Origin of the sequence: Rodentibacter mrazii (assembly GCF_001998825.1) — a bacterium.
Lineage (GTDB): Bacteria > Pseudomonadota > Gammaproteobacteria > Enterobacterales > Pasteurellaceae > Rodentibacter > Rodentibacter mrazii.
In genome coordinates this window covers 1-16538 of the sequence record NZ_MLHG01000004.1, presented here as the reverse complement: position 1 = coordinate 16538, position 16538 = coordinate 1, and the positions used below count along the sequence as shown (strand labels likewise).

The following is a 16538-nucleotide window of genomic DNA, read 5'->3' as shown; positions in this document are numbered from 1 at the left end:
CCTAGCGATCTTTCGGGTCAAGCGCATCGCGTAAGCCATCGCCGATAAAGTTAAAACAAAATAGCGTTAAACAGAGGAAGAATGCAGGGAAAATTAAAAGCCAAGGAGCGACTTCCATTTGTGCTGCGCCATCGCTTAATAATGCGCCCCAACTGCTCATTGGTTCTTGTGTTCCCAAACCTAAAAAACTCAAGAAAGACTCAAATAGAATTAATCCCGGTACTTCCAAAGAGGCATAGACTGCGACTAAACCTAATACATTGGGAATAATATGCTTGAGAATAATTTGGCGACGCGGTACACCACATACAATGGCGGCTTCAACAAATTCTTTGTTTTTAAGACTAAGGGTTTGACCGCGTACAATTCGAGCCAAACCCAGCCAGGCAATCGCACCGATGGCAATGAAGATCAATAGAATATTCTGTCCGAAAAGAGTGACCAGCAAAATCACAAAAAACATAAAAGGGAATGAGCTGAGAATTTCTAAGAAGCGCATCATTACCATATCAATTTTGCCGCCAAAGTAGCCGGAAATCGCGCCATAAATTGTTCCGATCATCACCGAAATTAACGCACCGGCGATCCCCACCATCAGGGAAATCCGCCCGCCAATGGCAACCCGAACCAGTAGATCGCGACCGGATGAATCCGTGCCGAAGAAATGCAATCCCTCCGTAGTAGGCGCAACGCCCATCATATTCCAATCCGTATCTTCATAGGTAAAGGGGAAAAATAGGGGCGCAAAAGTGATAAATAACAGGATAAATGCCAATAAAATTAAACTGGCTACGGCGGCTTTATTGCGGAAAAAACGGCGTTTCGCATCTTGCCAGAGGCTTCGCCCCTCAAGTTGCATTCCCTCCACACGTTCTGCAAGTTGTTCTACAAATTCGGTATTTTTTTGATTAATAGGTTGTCTCATTGCACACTCCTAATAACGAATTTTCGGGTCAATGACGGCATATAAAATATCGACAATCATATTAAACAAAATAGTCAGCGTGCCAACCAGAATGGTTAAACTTAATACTAAAGAATAATCACGGTTCAGTGCGCCATTCACAAATAATTTCCCCATGCCCGGTAAACCGAACACGCTTTCGATCACCATTGAACCCGTGATAATGCCCACAAATGCGGGGCCAAGATAAGTGATAACAGGTAAAAGTGCGGGGCGCAGTGCGTGTTTTAAAATAATTCGATGGGTAGAAAGCCCTTTGGCTTTGGCGGTGCGAATAAAATTGGAATGAAGCACTTCAATCATTGAACCCCGCATAATTCGAGCAATTCCCGCCACATAGGCAATTGTGAGTGAGGCAACCGGTAAAATTAAATAAGGCAAGGCGCCTTCATTCCAACCACCGGCCGGCAACCAACCAAGCCAAATGGCAAAAAACAATACAAGGAGCGGTGCGAAGACAAAACTGGGCATAATGACCCCTGTCATCGACATACTCATCAAAATGTAATCCCACCGACTGTTTTGTTTTAATGCGGCGATTGTGCCGACAGAAATACCCAGCGTGAGGGCAAATAAAAAAGCAATGCTGCCGAGTTTGAGGGAGACTGGAAATGCCGCGCCGATTAAATCGTTCACAGATTGATCTTTATATTTAAACGAAGGGCCGAAATCACCTTTGGAGAGATTTTCTAAATAAAGAAAGTATTGTTTATGCAGCGGTTCGTTCAAATGATATTTTGCTTCAATATTTGCCATCACTTCAGGCGGATAGGCACGTTCGGATGTGAAAGGGCTGCCCGGCGCCAAACGCATGAGGAAAAAAGAAAACGTAATTAAAATAAACAATGTGGGAATCGCTTCTAACACACGTTTAAGAATAAATTTGAACATGGTTACTCCCCCTAAAATATGACTGAGATATTTTCTTTCTCTGTTTATGAGGCAAGAATTTGATAAAAATAAAAGTGCGGTCAAAAAAACAGGTGTTTTTCCAACCGCACTTTTTTCTTAATGCTTAATGATATAAAGATTGCGCAAGAAAATATGATCTTGCGGATCTTTGCCCGTATAGCCTTTTACGTAAGGTTTTACTAAACGTGGATTGACATAATTGTAAACCGGCACGATAGCAAAATCTTTCGCCAAAATCGCTTCTGCTTTGGCATAGGCTTGCGCACGGCCTTTGGCATCACTGACTAAATAAGATTCCGCCATTGCCTTATCATATTCCGCATTGGCGTATTTTGCCGTGTTGTTACTAGAGGTAGATAAGAAATAGTTACCGAAAGTGGTCGCTTGGTTGTAATCTGCAAGCCAACCTGCACGAGCCACATCGTAATGACCGGCACGGCGACTATCAATGTAAGTTTTCCATTCTTGGTTTTCTAATTTCACGTCAATTAAGCCTTTGGTATTTGCTTTCCACATAGAAGCGGCGGCGATTCCCACTTTTTTATGGTTTTCGTTGGTGTTGTAAAGAATGGTAAATTTCAACGGATTAGCTTTGCTGAAACCTGCTTCTTCTAATAATTTAATCGCCTCTTCGTTACGTTTTGCCATTGGTTCTTGGGAATAAGCCGGTTGTTGGATTTGATCGCCCTCTGCGATATAAGATGGTGTGAAGACATAAGTCGGTGTTTGACCTTGCGCCAGCACTTTATCTGTAATCACATTACGATCAAGGGCATAGTTTAAGGCTTGGCGTACCCGTTTATCATTGAAAGGCGCTTTCAGATTATTGATTTCATAGGTATAAGTTGACAAAACACGGGCTGTGAACACTTGATCGGGCAATTCTTTTTTCAACTTAGCAAATTGTTCTGGTGGAAGTGTATAGTGAGTAATATCTAAATCACCGGCACGATAACGGGAAACATCGGTACTCGGATTTTCGATCGCCAAGAAAGTCGCCGTGTTGATTACGGTTTCTTTATCGTTCCAATAAAGCGGGTTACGTTCAAACTCAATTTTTTCATTGATAACGTGATTTTTTAGTTTGTAAGCACCATTGCTCACAATATTTTCTTTTTTCACCCAAGCATCGCCAAATTTTTCAACGATTTTTTGTGGTGCGGGTAATAAAGATTGGTGAGTGGTTAAACCGGCGGCATAAGGGACGGGATTGGAGGAATAAACCACAAAGGTGTAATCGTCTTTGGCTTCAACGCCTAATTCTTCCGGTTTTTTCTTACCGTCAATAATATCTTGGGCATTCACCACTTGCATATAGTCTAAAAAGCTGGCGTAAGGCGAGGCGGTGTTAGGGTTGACTAAACACGACGCCAAGAATACACAAAATCTTGTGCTGTAACCGGATCACCGTTTGACCATTTCGCCTCTTTGCGAAGATGGAACGTCCAAGTTTTATAATCCGGCGAGCTTTCCCAACTTTCTGCTACTCCCGGTACTAATTCACCGTCCGAATTGGTGCTTATTAATCCTTCAAATAGTTGATAAAGCACTTGTGATTCCGGTACGCCCTCAGTTTTGTGCGGATCAAAACTTTGTGGTTCCGAACCGTTATTAATGACAATATTTTGTACCGGAGCAAGCTCTGTTCCCACTGGAACTTGAGTGGCGTAAAGACTGCCGGAGAGCGCTAAAGTGAGAGAGAAAAAGATACATTTACTGAGTAAGTTACGTTGCATAGTCACTCCTTTTTGGGTTAATTGTTGTGAAATCATCATTATTAAAATCGTTGAATTTATTGATTTATCTTAAATGTTTAAATTTGTAAAGGCTTTATTTCCTAACAAAGGTGATATCGATCACAGTTTTGATAAAAAACTAAAAATCCTTCTTTTTCTCCCGTAAAACTATTCGATCTATTGCGATTTCTTACTATCACTTTAAATTCAATTTATGCTATCGTAACGCCCATCAATCAAGATAAGGAGAAGACAATGACAACTCAATTAGATTCACTTCGTAGTATGACAGTGGTGGTAGCAGATACCGGCGATATTGATGCCATCAAAAAATACCAACCACAAGATGCCACAACCAACCCTTCCTTAATTTTAAGTGCTTCGGCATTACCGCAATATGCGCCATTAATTGATGAAGCCGTAAGCTATGCCAAAGCACAAAGCAATGATAAAGCCCAACAATTAATTGATGCGGAAGATAAATTAGCGGTAAACATTGGTTTAGAAATTTTAAAAATCGTCCCGGGACGTATTTCCACCGAAGTGGATGCCCGCCTTTCCTATAATACCCAAGCTACCGTTGAAAAAGCCCGTAAACTGATCGCACTTTACAACGCTGCCGGTATTTCAAATGATCGTATTTTGATTAAAATCGCTTCAACATGGCAAGGTATCCGTGCAGCAGAAATTCTTGAAAAAGAAGGCATTAACTGTAACCTCACTTTATTATTCTCAGAAGCGCAAGCCCGTGCCTGTGCCGAAGCAGGGGTATATTTAATTTCACCGTTTGTGGGTCGTATTCTGGATTGGTATAAAGCGAACAGTGATAAAAAAGAATATGCTCCGGCAGAAGATCCGGGCGTGATTTCCGTTACCAAAATTTATAATTATTACAAAGAGTACGGTTACAATACCGTGGTAATGGGGGCAAGTTTCCGTAATGTGGGTGAAATCACCGAATTGGCAGGTTGTGATCGCTTGACCATTGCGCCGCCGCTCCTCAAAGAATTACAAGAAAATTCAACCGCACTTGCGCGTAAACTTGAATATAAAGGTGAAGTGAAAGCCAAACCTCAACCGTTAACTGAAGCGGAGTTCTACTGGCAGCACAACAGTGATGCCATGGCGGTCGAAAAATTGGCTGAAGGTATTCGTAAGTTCGCAATCGACCAAGAAAAATTAGAGGCGATGCTTGCGGCAAAATTATAATTTTTTCTGAATCAATATAATCAATATAAATTTTTGCGTCCGTTATGTTTGATAAGTAACGGGCGCGTTTTTATCGCTGGAAGTATCAATCGTATTCTCTACATTTTTCTTTTTTATGAGCGGGTTGGTTTGATTTCGGAAATATTTTGACATTAAGGAGCACAGGCAAAACGGCAAAAGAAAATCTTGGAGATTAAAAGAAAACAATTTTACTCCTTGACTGAGCCGCTAAATTGGTGAAAAATCTGTTCCTGTGTTTTGCCATCAATTATCGGTGATTTATTTTTTAGACAATCAAAATGAATGTACGGTAATTTAAATGGTGGAATTTTGTCCCGTACTTTTATGATGTAAAGAAAGTGCGGTTGGTTTTTTTAATTTTCGGAGCAAAATATGTCAGGTATTTTTACTCAAACCCCGCCAAGCCGTCGTCGCTATGGTGTGGCAATTTTTGTCGGTATTATTGCCGGTATTATTTCTGCGTTTGTAAAATGGGGAGCAGAACATCCATTCCCTCCACGCAGTCCGATTGATTTCTTTGCAGCTGCTTGTAAAGTGGACATCACAGGTTTAACCCAAGATCAAGTATTACAAGTTTGTTCTCGTGCATTCCTAAATCCGCCACACGTTTTCTTGCGTGATTATTTAGGTATCGACCCAACAGAAGCAGCATTCACTTTTGCAGATCATGCCTTTAACTGGATTGGAGTGACACACATCATTTTCTCATTAGTGTTCGCTATTGGTTACTGCTTAGTGGCAGAACGTTTCCCAAAAATCAAATTTTGGCAAGGTATCGGTGCCGGTATTATCGCCAACATCTGTGTACACTACATCACTTTCCCAATGCTAGGCTTAACACCGCCTGTTGCGGAATGGCCACTCTATGAACATATTTCCGAATTAGTCGGTCATATTTTCTGGTTCTGGACAATTGAAATTATTCGTCGTGATTTACGCAATCGCATCACCGGTCAACCTGATCCGGAAGTACCTTTGAAAGAGGCGACAGAATAGCGATCAAAAAAGAAAGGCAACGAAATGTTGCCTTTTTTGTATTTTGCTCAAAGGATTAATGACCGCCGCAGCCACAACCGCCATGTCCGTGATGATTGTGTTTATGACCACCGCCACAGCAACCACCGTGATCATGGTCATGATGATGACCGCCACAACCACAGCCATGACCTTCTTCATCGCTGTCATGGTGATGACCGTGAGCACCGTGAACGTGACCATGCGCAATTTCTTCCAATGTGGCTTCACGTGTGCTGACAACTTCAACGGTGAAATGTAATTCTTGACCGGCTAACATATGGTTACCGTCCACCACTACTTCATCGCCGTCCACTTCGGTAATTACCACCGGAACAGGGCCAATATCCGTATCTGCTAAGAAACGCATTCCCACTACTAACTCATCGACACCTTGGAAAACATCTTTTGGTACGCGTTGAACCATATGTTCATTGTATTCGCCGTAGCCTTCTTCCGGTTGAACACGCACTTCAAATTTATCGCCTACCGCTTTGCCTTCTAGGGCTTTTTCTAGACCAATTACTAAGTTATTGTGACCTTGTAAATATTCTAAAGGCTGATTTGACGGTGCTTCATCTACCAATACACCATCTTGGGTACGAACTTGGTAAGCAATGCCTACCACCACATTTTTTGCTACATTCATGAGGGTTTCCTTATTGTTTGAAAATCGCTGCCATTGTATAGAAGAAAAAATAATTGTATAGAAAATTAATCTTTAAGTAATTCAATTTGTGCGGTCGCCTGAACCCGCACTGCTTCTTTTCCGTTTTCTAAAAAAGCATTCGGTGCGGCAGCATCGGAGGAGAACATTGCCACTTTAGCCTCACGTGGTGAGGCGTAAGGGCGGATTGGTGCCGATTCATTCACCGATGAAATGTCTAAATTAAGAATTCGGTAATTGTTCATTTGTAATGAATGTTGAATTAATGTCGCTTTATTTTTAAATTTTTCAATAACAGCCTGTGTTAATTCGCTTTCTACGCTGATTAATTTTTCCGGTGAAATAGTTGCATTCACATCTTCAATCGCAAGAATGCCATCTAGTGAATTGAGCACTTCTGATAAGGCTTGGAAGTCTTTACTTTCCAACACAAGATCGGCACGGGCAATCCAACCTGTTTTCTTCCCTTCATTATTGTAACCTTCATTATTGTAACGAACAGAAGTATTACGGGAATTACCTTTAATTTCCACCGCACTTTGTTTTTGAACAATGCCGACTGCTTTATTTAAACGTTCTGAAATAGTCTTATTTAAGTCCGCTAAATCTTTTCCATCAACTTGATAAAATAAACGTACATTTAATAAATCACGTTCGATGCTTTTTTCTGCTTCAGTATTAAATGAAACAATATTGGTTTGCCGGGTTACGGCATTTTCTGCCAAGACTGAAGTACTAAAGGGTAAAGCTAATAATATGAGACCGAGCGATTTTAGTTTCATAAATTTCTCCAAAAATTATTCATAAATCACTAAGTGATTTATTCACGCCTTTGGCGCCGTTGGCGAAGCCAACGTTCAAAAAACGTTGTTTTTTGTGACCGCACTTTATTTATGCGGTCAGGTTAGTAAATTAGTGTAAACGCGATTCTTCGACCCCATCCTCATCAAAAAATTCACCATCGTTGCCGTATTCGTCCTCATCATCACTCGGGTCTTCAAAGTAGGTTCCCCAACCATCATAAATCCCTTTATGTTTTTCAATTAATGGCAAAATTTCTTTTTGTTGGGCATCAATAATTTCTGCTTTTAATTCCACTTCGCTGATGATGTCGAAACAGAAAATGGCTTTTCCATTATCGTCTTCAAATTCTTCCGCCTCTGATACTTCATAGCCGGCTTTAAAGGCATCTACAGCAATTTTTTCCAGTAAATCAAAATCATAGTGCGACACATGATGTTCAATAATATAAAGGGCGGAAGGATCGCTGCCGTCATTTAATAAATCGGTGATAATTTCCCGTGTTTCCGCTTGAAGGGCGACAAAATCAGTCATAGTAAATTCCTTAGTTGGCGTGAAAAGTGCGGTTATTTTAGTGGATAAATCTACAAAAGTCGCATAAAATCTCGCAAAACCCAATAATACACGTCAAAATCATGCTTGAACAACTCCCTTACCTCAGCTTAAAAACTCCGCCAAAATCCACCGCACTTTTAAAGCAAGAATGTGCCGATTTTATTGTGATTGAAGATCTTGGCTATGAAATGTCGGGGGAGGGGGAATTTGTCGCATTAAAAGTACGAAAAACCAGTTGTAACACCCTATTTGTTGGCGAAAAACTGGCAAAATTTGCCGGCGTATCGGAACGAAATATGGGCTATGCCGGTTTGAAAGATCGTCAGGCGGTAACAGAACAATGGTTCTGTCTGCAAATGCCCGGACAGGAAATGCCGGATTTCACTCAATTTGAATTGGAAGGCGTAGAAATTTTAGACGTTACCCGCCATAACCGCAAAATTCGCACGGGAAGTTTACAAGGCAATTATTTTGAAATTTTGCTGCGCGACGCACAGGAAAGCGATGAGTTAAATGCTCGGTTAAATTTGGTGGCAAATTTTGGTTTTCCCAATTATTTTACGGAACAACGTTTTGGGCGTGATGGTCATAATCTTACGCAGGCATTGCGCTGGGCACAAGGTGAAATTAAGGTGAAAGATCGCAAAAAACGCAGTTTTTATCTCTCTGCCGCACGTAGTGAGATTTTCAATTTGGTGGTCGCGGCACGTATTGAGCAGGAGCTTGCCCAACAAATTTTGCCAAATGATATTGTGCAATTAAACGGTTCGCACAGTTGGTTTAAAGCGGATGAGTCGGAAGATTTAGCGGCATTACAAGTGCGGTTAGATTCAAGAGATATTTTACTCACCGCTCCCTTGATTGGGGAAGAAAATCTTATTGCGTCAGATATTGAAAATGCCATTGTGGAACAACATAATGCCTTTTCACCTTTGATGAAACAAGAAAAAATGAAAGCGGCGCGCCGCCCGCTGTTAATGCGGGCACAGGATTTCCAATGGCAGTTTATTGAGGAAGGATTAAAACTCGCTTTTTATTTGCCGTCAGGCAGCTATGCCACGGCACTTATTCGAGAATTAGTGAATTATAAGGAAGCATAATGCGAATTTTATTAAGTAATGATGATGGTTTTCACGCAGAAGGCATTCAAGTTTTAGCGGCGGAATTACGCAAGTTTGCCGATGTGGTGATTGTCGCGCCGGATCGGAATCGAAGTGCGGCATCCAGTGCCTTAACTTTAGTTGAACCATTACGTCCCCGCCATTTAGATAACGGTGATTATTGTATTAACGGCACACCGGCAGATTGTGTGCATTTAGCGTTAAACGGTTTTTTATCCGGTCAAGTGGATTTAGTGGTGTCGGGCATTAATGCCGGTTGCAATATGGGCGATGATACCATTTATTCCGGTACAGTGGCGGCGGCATTGGAAGGGCGTCATTTGGGGTTGCCTTCCATTGCCGTTTCCTTAGATGGTCGTCAGCATTATGAAACAGCAGCACGGGTGGTGGCAGATTTAATCCCGAAATTGCATAACCGATTATTAAACCCTCGTGAAATTATTAATATTAATGTGCCGGATTTGCCTTATGAGGAACTAAAAGGTTATAAAGTTTGCCATTTGGGTTATCGTTCTTCTGCGGCAGAGGTGATAAAACAAGAAGATCCCCGTGGCGAAGCGATCTATTGGATTGGCCCTGCCGGTTTAGCGGAGAACGAGCAAGAAGGTACGGATTTTCATGCAGTAAAAAATGGTTATGTCTCCATTACCCCAATTCAAGCGGATATGACAGCCCATCATTCAATTCAGGCTTTACAGGATTGGTTGGAACGTGAATAATGCGATACTTTGCGCGGCGACAATTAAAAGGTGAATGAAATGAATATTTTTGGGGCAATGTATGATAAAACTATGGAATGGTCGAAACATCGTTTTGCCACGTTTTGGCTATCCTTTGTGAGTTTTATTGAAGCGATCTTTTTCCCCATTCCGCCGGATGTGATGTTGATCCCAATGTCGATGTCGAAGCCGAAAAGTGCGGTCAAATTTGCTCTTTATACCGCCATCGCCTCCGTTCTCGGTGGTATGGTGGGGTATGCCATTGGTTATTTTGCGACGGATTGGGTGCAAGGTATTGTGCAACAATGGGGCTATGGTGATCATTGGGCGACAGCGATAAAGTGGTTTGAGCAATGGGGGGTACTCGTCGTTTTTGTGGCAGGGTTCAGCCCGATTCCTTATAAAGTGTTTACGATTTGTGCCGGTGTGATGCAGATGGTATTTTTCCCCTTTGTCTTGACTGCATTTATTTCCCGTGCGGCACGTTTCTTGCTGGTTGCAAAACTCGCCGCATGGGGCGGAGAAAAATTTGCAGCAAAATTGCGTAAATCTATTGAAATTATTGGTTGGTCAGTCGTTGCACTTGCGGTAGTGGCTTACTTTATTTTGAAATAATAGGATATATTATGAATAAATATTTATTTGCGTTGTCTATGTCGGTAGTTTTAGTCGCCTGTTCTTCACCCCAAGTGAGCGATCCCGATGCTTTACCGAATGGCATTATGCAACCGGTTGAAGGAACCGGTGCCGTTGCCGGTGGCAGTTTTATGCCGGAAATAGAACAACAAACTATGCCGAATACAATGAAATAAGAAGGAAAAAATAAATGAAAAAATCGTTTTTATTGTTACCCCTGAGTGTTGCAATTTTAAGTGCTTGTTCATCTAATACGCAAGCACCGATTGAAAATGCAGGCGGTACACTTTCACCGGGCATCATGCAACCGGTAGATAATAACAGCGGCGGTACTTGGCAGCCTGAGATTCAACAAAATACTATGCCGAATAATATGGGAACCAATGCAACAGGTAGTGTGCCTGTCGGAACTCAAACTCCGCAGCCGAATTTTCAACCGACTTATCAACCGGTACAACCTATCGTATCCGCTCCTATACAGCCCCAGACAAAGACAGTAACCAAGACCGTGTCGGACTGTACAAGCTCAGGCTCAATTAACGTGCCACGCAATCCGAATACCAATGCACCGGATTACAGCCAAATTCAAAAAGGCTCGTACAAAGGAGAGACCTATAAAGTCAATAAAGGCGATACCATGTTCTTAATCGCTTACTTAGCAGGTATGGATGTGAAAGAGCTTGCTGCAATGAATAATATGTCTGAGCCTTATAGTTTAAGTGTTGGTCAAACCTTAAAAATCGGCAAGTGTGTTACTAAAACTGTAACGACAACCGTGCCGGTAAATGCAGCCTCAGTACCTGCGAAACCGGTTGAACCAGCTGTTACTTACAGACCGGGTGCAAACGGTACGCAAATTGGTTCTGACGGTACGATTATCGGACCGGTGAAATCAGGTGCAGGCGTTCCTTCTGCTACACCGACTTCTACAAATGTACCAAGTACTCCGGTTGCAACAGGAAATACGGCACCGGTAAATGCAAATGTCGTCGCCCCTATTGCATCTAATGTCGCTTGGACATGGCCGGCAAGCGGAAATATTATTCAAGGTTTCTCAAATTCTGATGGGGGAAATAAAGGGATTGATATTTCCGGTTCTCGTGGACAATCGGTTAAAGCCGCAGCGGCGGGGCGTGTTGTATATGCGGGCAATGCATTGCGTGGTTATGGCAACCTTATCATTATCAAGCATAACGATGATTTCTTGAGTGCTTATGCGCACAATGACAGAATCCTCGTGAGCGATCAGCAAGAAATCAAAGCAGGGCAAGAAATCGCTAAAATGGGTAGCACAGGCACCAATGGTGTAAAACTTCACTTTGAAATTCGCTATAAAGGTAAATCGGTCGATCCGATTCGTTACTTACCAAAACGATAACATATGCAAAAGAGCGGTTAAATTGACCGCTCTTTTTTATACTTTCTTTTGATATCCGCACTTTTCGATATAATGAGGCATACTTTTATATTATTGGGGATCAATTTTATGCTCAACAATTTATCTTTTATTTGGGTTCAAGATGCTTTCCAAATTATAGATGAAAGCCAAGAGAAAGTATTGATTTTGGTTCTTAGTGAAAATATGGATATTGCCAAAAGCCGTATTCAGTATCATCAGTAAAAACACCAACTTCGTTTTTCTTTCCCACTTAATATTTTGCCTTTTGAAACCTACGTACAACATCACGCAGATGAAGATTTGAGAGAAATACTCTATTCAGAAAGTCAAAAACTCTCGAAAAATCAACCGCTCTTTTTGTTTTATCCGGATCGTAATCTTCTTCCTCAAACAACGAAACTCAATCTCAAAAAACAAATTTATTCTATTCCTTCTTGGGTGGAACAATGTGCGGTATCGACATTTGCATTATTTGAAGTACCTCCCATTATTGAGACCCGATTATGGAATAACGAACCGAGTGATAAATGCTATGCGGTCATTAATGCATCAAAATCCCCTTTCTTCCCGAGGTTATTTCACGGTGAGGGCATTCGCTATGCTTGTTTATTTCAAGGCGAAAAAGCCGAAACCTACGCTAAAAGTGCGCCTTATTTGCTTGAGCTTCCTAAAGGGCATGAAATATTGCCTCGTCTATTTTGCCGTAATGGTGAAAATTATGTGGAAGGAATTAATTATGGTGAACGTAATATCGGCACATTTTTTCGTTCTGATGCAGAATTAGAGGAACTATTGAATCATTTCCGTAAATGGCTGATCTTGCCTGATTATACGGGACATTATTATTATCTTCGTTTCCTCGATCCTATCGCCTTAGAAGAATACCTTGATCGTCTGCAAACTTATCCCACCAAATTAGCTGCATTTTTTAATGGAAAGATGATTAAAAAGGTATTCTGCATTAAATGTGGCGATGAGTTGATCGAATATGAACCCATTGTTGATTTATCGACCTTTAAACAAGCCAAAAAACAATTTGATAAATTTGAAATCGAAGCCTTTACCAAACTTCACGATAGATCGCTATGCAAAAAAATTATTGAAGAAATTATGGAACAACACCCTGAATTTGCCAACGCTTATGGCAAGGATATCGTAGAAAAAACGGTCAATCATGCTTATCGTTTGGCAAAAGCCGCACAAATGAAAGGAACGATCAGTATTCTACAATTGGCATTGGCAAACCTTATTTATGGTGATTCGGTGAATTATCTCGACCCGGAAAACAAATTGAATAATATTTTAATGAGTGATTTAACGGAACAGCAGAAACAATTTTATTTAGAAAAGCGCTTTGATCAACTCGAAAAACAAGCTCGCATTCGCCACCAATTACAACCAACAGGAGTACACCATGTCTAGTGTAGATACCGTACTTAATAAGATGATAGCATCTCATCAGCCGGAACAAATTGACAGCCCGACAAATATGTGTCGCACTAATGTGACGATTTATCATTGTGACACCTTAAATAAATACCGTAAGCTGCCGGATGGTATTGTAGTGACGGTGTTTGATAGCTCCGGCAAGGCATATCCGGCTAAGATTAAGAGCGGCGAAAGCGAGCATAATGGTGTGCTATGCGGTGAGATTTCTTGGCAGCTATCGGGTGGTGAAGCTGTGTCTTCAACCTATACGAAAAAAGATAACCGCCGCTTAACCGAACAATCCGAACATACGCCGTTTAAAGCCTCAGACGGGTATGTATTGATAAAAGCCCGAAATCAGTCTGATGATGAATTTACAACCTCAAAAGAACCGTTGAAACAACTTGCTGATCCCTTAAAAGTACAAGTGAGTTTTACGGAAAACAAAGTAGAAGCGGTGTATTTACCGCCACCGATTTTGGTGAATCTGCGATTGAGACAGAATGAAACCACGTATTTAAACGAGAGACAAATCCAGCAAATCATTGATGATGGCGGCTATGCCACATTATTTATCCATGGTTATAGTGTGCCACTCGGACACATGGGGCGTTTCGCCACCGATGAAGAACTCGGCGAACAAGTTCAATATCGTTACCGCTTAAATTCGGAAGACATTCAAAGACCATTCTTACATCAGCACGAAAAGCTGATGAAACGGTTATCCGATGTGATTTCGGAAAAACAAGGGGAAGTGATTGGAACAATAAACGGAGAGCCTTATGCAATAAATCTGAAAAAGTTTCAGCAGCGTCCTGTTTACGCCAAATATTATTTAACCAACCGTTATGAAAAACTGGAAGACACCTATAACGGTTTTAAAGCGTTGGCGTGGATACCGAATGTCGAATACTATCTTAACCTTGCCGCCTCAGGTAAGGATGAATTAAGCGACTTTGACCAATGGGAGAACTACAGCCGTATTGTGGGAGTGACTTGGTCGGGCAGTGTCGATCCGGATATGAATTTCTTTCGAGCGGAAATGTATGCTAACGAATCGGGTAGGCGGTTAGCTGGAGTATTGAAACAACTGATTGATAAGGGTATCCGTATTAATATCATTACCCATTCCTTAGGGGCTAGAGTGGCACTTTCTGCGATGAATGTGTTGGGCGATTTTGATGGGGAATATGATGACAAAATCGATAACCTGATAATGTGGGAAGCGGCGGTGGCGGATAATGCCATCACGAATTTTGAGAATTACGAGAAAAAGAAAACCTACAATCCGGTTGCTATGGAAATTTTCCCTTATGCCTATAAGGTACCGAAACATATCACCGTGTTGTACTCACAGGAAGATGGGGTATTAGATAAGGATAAAAAAAACGCAGACGATGAGTTTTTAGGTATTCTCGGTGGAGCATATCCAAAAAAATATTGGTCTATCGGGGGACCGAAATGGGCGTTTGAGGATTATTATCAGGGTACGGAGATTGGGCAATTTTGTGAGTCTATTCATAACACAGTCCTTTTCGATAACCCTTATGATCTTCATCGTAAGTTGCCTAAGTCAGTGGCAAATTGTCGCTACAGGATTAGGGAATTGCTTGAGCAGGAGGCACAACAGGTTGCAGCTCATGGTGAGATTGCCGAACTGAACTACCTTAAACCTTGGAGCCATTTCAGACGCTTCCCGAAAGAAGTGTTGGAGCATATTATTGAAGTGTTGACGGATAATGTGGTGTCGAATTGGCAAGGGAAAGGTTCAAAGGTGAGGGCTGCGCTAGGGCATCAAGGTGAACGACAAACTGTAAATGGAGAGTTTACAACTCGTTTTGGATTGGTGGAAATGTCAGAAACTAATAAGAAAGAATTTATGGATAAGTTTATTAAAGATTTGTTTAAAAAAGCTAAAAAGTTGGATTATTTTGGACAGTGGGAAGATAGAGAAGATGGTCGGTTTTATTACTTTATTTCTCATTCAGCAATGCGGGAATGGGAATGGAAAGATATTGATGTTCATCTGGTATTTCCATTGGTTTATAAGTATAGCTACAGAGAATGGATCATGAAGAGAAAAATTCAAGAACATTCAAAATTTGGACGGTATTGATATGAAAAATAAACATATTGCATTTTCGTTTCTTGGTATTGTGGTGTTTTTTATTGCGATTTATGTTGTTTTCCATTGGGGCGATTTAATTTCAGAGACAGGAGTAGCGAGAACGGTTGGGATTTCCAGTGATGGAAAATATGTGATTAGCGCACATCGCTGGAAAAACTCAAAAAAAGATAAAACAAAGTTAGTACTTTGGGATATTGAGAAGAGGGAGAAAAAAGTTATTGCGGAAGATGTGAATACGGATAGCGCTTACTTTATTCCTGACAGCCATGATTTTATGTGGCAAGGGAAGGATAATGTTGTGCATATTCAAAATGTCGAGGGAAAAGAGATAGAAAGCTTTAAACATTTTGAAATAGCCCATCATATTATAAGTGTGGATAGAACTTTTTATGCCAGTGCCAACCAAACCGGCAAAATTTTTAAAGGGTATGGGGAGAATATGGTGCCGATTTATACGGATACACCACTTTGGCGACATTATAACTTTGATTTATCAGATAAATATTTTTTAACAGCCTCATCAGGTAGAGGTACTCGGGAAGACGGTTCTGTTGTTCAATTGAACCCCACCGCAGATCCTATTCAGCCGAGTGTTTATAAAAAAAGCAGTTATGATGGAGTTGTTTTATGGGATAGAAAAACTTTAAAACCAATGGCAGAACTTTTTGGTTTTGGCGGACACACAGATGCGTTATTTAGCCCTGATGGAAAATGGATTGTAGGGGGTGGAGAAAATTTGAGGGATTATATGTGGGAGGTTAGTAATTTGCAGCATAGGTTGCAACTGGCTAATGCAGAAAGTGGGATTTATAGCTCAGAAACAGAAATGTATGACACAAGTCAGTTACTTCCAATTCCGGACAAATTTAAAAATAAATACTTGCGTGAGAATTCTAACACGGTAACTTACGCATTTTTGAACGATACGGATTTTATTCAACTTAAACTATCATATCCTCATGACGGCTCAGGTCAGAATATCGCTTCAATATACAGAGTGGGTAGCCCTTGGATTATTGGTTATGTCGAAATCGGTAATGTGCCGGTTATTTCGACAGATGCGTATGAAAAGTCTGATAGTGTCGCCTCTGCCCCGAAGGCTAATATCTTAGTTACCGGACAAGCGGTTCACGGCGGTATTAGCGTTTACCGTTATCATCCTGATAAAATGGAATTAGAAAAAATCTGGGTGGCGTATTAATTCTAAAGTGCGGTTGGTTTTCTTAGT

General features: G+C 41.1%; 16 protein-coding genes and 1 pseudogene. 11 read left to right on the top strand and 6 right to left on the bottom strand.

Annotation, left to right across the window (positions count from 1 at the left end; translation table 11 throughout):
- Position 1 precedes the first annotated feature (1 nt).
- From oppC to BKK47_RS00375, 3 genes and pseudogenes are all read right to left on the bottom strand, one after another.
- Positions 2–925 carry an oligopeptide ABC transporter permease OppC gene (gene oppC, locus BKK47_RS00385; protein ID WP_077492975.1) on the bottom strand — a complete coding sequence of 308 codons (924 nt, stop codon included), beginning with the start codon at positions 923–925 and terminating at the stop codon, positions 2–4.
- A 9-nt stretch (positions 926–934) separates the two neighbouring features.
- A complete protein-coding gene (gene oppB, locus BKK47_RS00380) occupies positions 935–1855 on the bottom strand; it encodes an oligopeptide ABC transporter permease OppB (RefSeq protein WP_077492974.1) in 921 nt (306 codons plus the stop codon).
- Between the two features lie 117 nt (positions 1856–1972).
- Positions 1973–3612, bottom strand: a pseudogene (locus BKK47_RS00375) (ABC transporter substrate-binding protein).
- A 255-nt stretch (positions 3613–3867) separates the two neighbouring features.
- Here BKK47_RS00375 and tal point away from each other — a divergent pair.
- Both tal and BKK47_RS00365 read left to right on the top strand, forming a co-directional pair.
- The gene (gene tal / locus BKK47_RS00370) at positions 3868–4821 is read left to right on the top strand and encodes a transaldolase (protein WP_077492973.1); all 954 of its coding nucleotides are present in this window, start codon (positions 3868–3870) and stop codon (positions 4819–4821) included.
- Positions 4822–5214: 393 nt separating this feature from the next.
- A complete protein-coding gene (locus tag BKK47_RS00365; RefSeq protein WP_077492972.1) occupies positions 5215–5838 on the top strand; it encodes a YagU family protein in 624 nt (207 codons plus the stop codon).
- 55 nt (positions 5839–5893) lie between these two features.
- Here BKK47_RS00365 and slyD read toward each other — a convergent pair whose 3' ends face one another.
- The 3 genes from slyD to rraB all read right to left on the bottom strand — a co-directional run bounded on the left by slyD (position 5894) and on the right by rraB (position 7858).
- A complete protein-coding gene (slyD, locus tag BKK47_RS00360) occupies positions 5894–6505 on the bottom strand; it encodes a peptidylprolyl isomerase (protein ID WP_077492971.1) in 612 nt (203 codons plus the stop codon).
- Positions 6506–6570: 65 nt separating this feature from the next.
- Positions 6571–7305, bottom strand: coding sequence for an SIMPL domain-containing protein (locus tag BKK47_RS00355; RefSeq protein ID WP_077492970.1), 735 nt, complete (start codon positions 7303–7305; stop codon positions 6571–6573).
- Positions 7306–7435: 130 nt separating this feature from the next.
- The gene (gene rraB, locus BKK47_RS00350; RefSeq protein WP_077492969.1) at positions 7436–7858 is read right to left on the bottom strand and encodes a ribonuclease E inhibitor RraB; all 423 of its coding nucleotides are present in this window, start codon (positions 7856–7858) and stop codon (positions 7436–7438) included.
- A gap of 101 nt (positions 7859–7959) precedes the next feature.
- On the opposite strand from rraB, the gene truD reads away from it, so the two are divergent.
- The 9 genes from truD to BKK47_RS00310 all read left to right on the top strand — a co-directional run bounded on the left by truD (position 7960) and on the right by BKK47_RS00310 (position 16511).
- Positions 7960–8979, top strand: a complete 1020-nt coding sequence (truD, locus tag BKK47_RS00345) for a tRNA pseudouridine(13) synthase TruD (protein ID WP_077492968.1) — start codon at positions 7960–7962, stop codon at positions 8977–8979.
- Positions 8979–9719 (top strand): 5'/3'-nucleotidase SurE, encoded by a 741-nt coding sequence (gene surE / locus BKK47_RS00340; protein WP_077492967.1) that lies wholly within the window; start codon positions 8979–8981, stop codon positions 9717–9719. Before truD ends, surE begins: the two co-directional genes overlap by 1 nt.
- A 39-nt stretch (positions 9720–9758) precedes the next feature.
- Positions 9759–10334 (top strand): YqaA family protein, encoded by a 576-nt coding sequence (locus tag BKK47_RS00335; protein ID WP_077492966.1) that lies wholly within the window; start codon positions 9759–9761, stop codon positions 10332–10334.
- Between the two features lie 11 nt (positions 10335–10345).
- Complete coding sequence (locus tag BKK47_RS00330; RefSeq protein ID WP_077492965.1) at positions 10346–10531, top strand: hypothetical protein; 186 nt, start codon at positions 10346–10348, stop codon at positions 10529–10531.
- A 14-nt stretch (positions 10532–10545) separates the two neighbouring features.
- On the top strand, positions 10546–11733 hold the full coding sequence (gene nlpD / locus BKK47_RS00325; protein ID WP_077492964.1) for a murein hydrolase activator NlpD: 1188 nt from the start codon (positions 10546–10548) through the stop codon (positions 11731–11733).
- 108 nt (positions 11734–11841) lie between these two features.
- The gene (locus BKK47_RS12750) at positions 11842–11976 is read left to right on the top strand and encodes a hypothetical protein (protein WP_279626151.1); all 135 of its coding nucleotides are present in this window, start codon (positions 11842–11844) and stop codon (positions 11974–11976) included.
- Positions 11977–12012: 36 nt separating this feature from the next.
- Complete coding sequence (locus BKK47_RS00320; RefSeq protein ID WP_244149091.1) at positions 12013–13176, top strand: DUF4123 domain-containing protein; 1164 nt, start codon at positions 12013–12015, stop codon at positions 13174–13176.
- A gap of 22 nt (positions 13177–13198) precedes the next feature.
- On the top strand, positions 13199–15298 hold the full coding sequence (locus BKK47_RS00315) for an alpha/beta hydrolase (protein ID WP_077492988.1): 2100 nt from the start codon (positions 13199–13201) through the stop codon (positions 15296–15298).
- Between the two features lies 1 nt (position 15299).
- The gene (locus BKK47_RS00310) at positions 15300–16511 is read left to right on the top strand and encodes a WD40 repeat domain-containing protein (protein WP_077492962.1); all 1212 of its coding nucleotides are present in this window, start codon (positions 15300–15302) and stop codon (positions 16509–16511) included.
- Positions 16512–16538: the final 27 nt, after the last annotated feature.

What these genes read in the sequence shown, in the direction of transcription:
- BKK47_RS00335 (WP_077492966.1), top strand. Translation starts at nt 9,759, where the DNA reads ATGAATATTTTTGGGGCAATGTATGATAAAACTATGGAATGGTCGAAA.
- BKK47_RS00330 (WP_077492965.1), top strand. Translation starts at nt 10,346, where the DNA reads ATGAATAAATATTTATTTGCGTTGTCTATGTCGGTAGTTTTAGTCGCC.
- rraB (WP_077492969.1), bottom strand. Translation starts at nt 7,858, where the DNA reads ATGACTGATTTTGTCGCCCTTCAAGCGGAAACACGGGAAATTATCACC.
- BKK47_RS00310 (WP_077492962.1), top strand. Translation starts at nt 15,300, where the DNA reads ATGAAAAATAAACATATTGCATTTTCGTTTCTTGGTATTGTGGTGTTT.
- oppC (WP_077492975.1), bottom strand. Translation starts at nt 925, where the DNA reads ATGAGACAACCTATTAATCAAAAAAATACCGAATTTGTAGAACAACTT.
- truD (WP_077492968.1), top strand. Translation starts at nt 7,960, where the DNA reads ATGCTTGAACAACTCCCTTACCTCAGCTTAAAAACTCCGCCAAAATCC.
- BKK47_RS00315 (WP_077492988.1), top strand. Translation starts at nt 13,199, where the DNA reads ATGATAGCATCTCATCAGCCGGAACAAATTGACAGCCCGACAAATATG.
- BKK47_RS00365 (WP_077492972.1), top strand. Translation starts at nt 5,215, where the DNA reads ATGTCAGGTATTTTTACTCAAACCCCGCCAAGCCGTCGTCGCTATGGT.
- oppB (WP_077492974.1), bottom strand. Translation starts at nt 1,855, where the DNA reads ATGTTCAAATTTATTCTTAAACGTGTGTTAGAAGCGATTCCCACATTG.
- surE (WP_077492967.1), top strand. Translation starts at nt 8,979, where the DNA reads ATGCGAATTTTATTAAGTAATGATGATGGTTTTCACGCAGAAGGCATT.
- tal (WP_077492973.1), top strand. Translation starts at nt 3,868, where the DNA reads ATGACAACTCAATTAGATTCACTTCGTAGTATGACAGTGGTGGTAGCA.
- slyD (WP_077492971.1), bottom strand. Translation starts at nt 6,505, where the DNA reads ATGAATGTAGCAAAAAATGTGGTGGTAGGCATTGCTTACCAAGTTCGT.
- nlpD (WP_077492964.1), top strand. Translation starts at nt 10,546, where the DNA reads ATGAAAAAATCGTTTTTATTGTTACCCCTGAGTGTTGCAATTTTAAGT.
- BKK47_RS00355 (WP_077492970.1), bottom strand. Translation starts at nt 7,305, where the DNA reads ATGAAACTAAAATCGCTCGGTCTCATATTATTAGCTTTACCCTTTAGT.
- BKK47_RS12750 (WP_279626151.1), top strand. Translation starts at nt 11,842, where the DNA reads ATGCTCAACAATTTATCTTTTATTTGGGTTCAAGATGCTTTCCAAATT.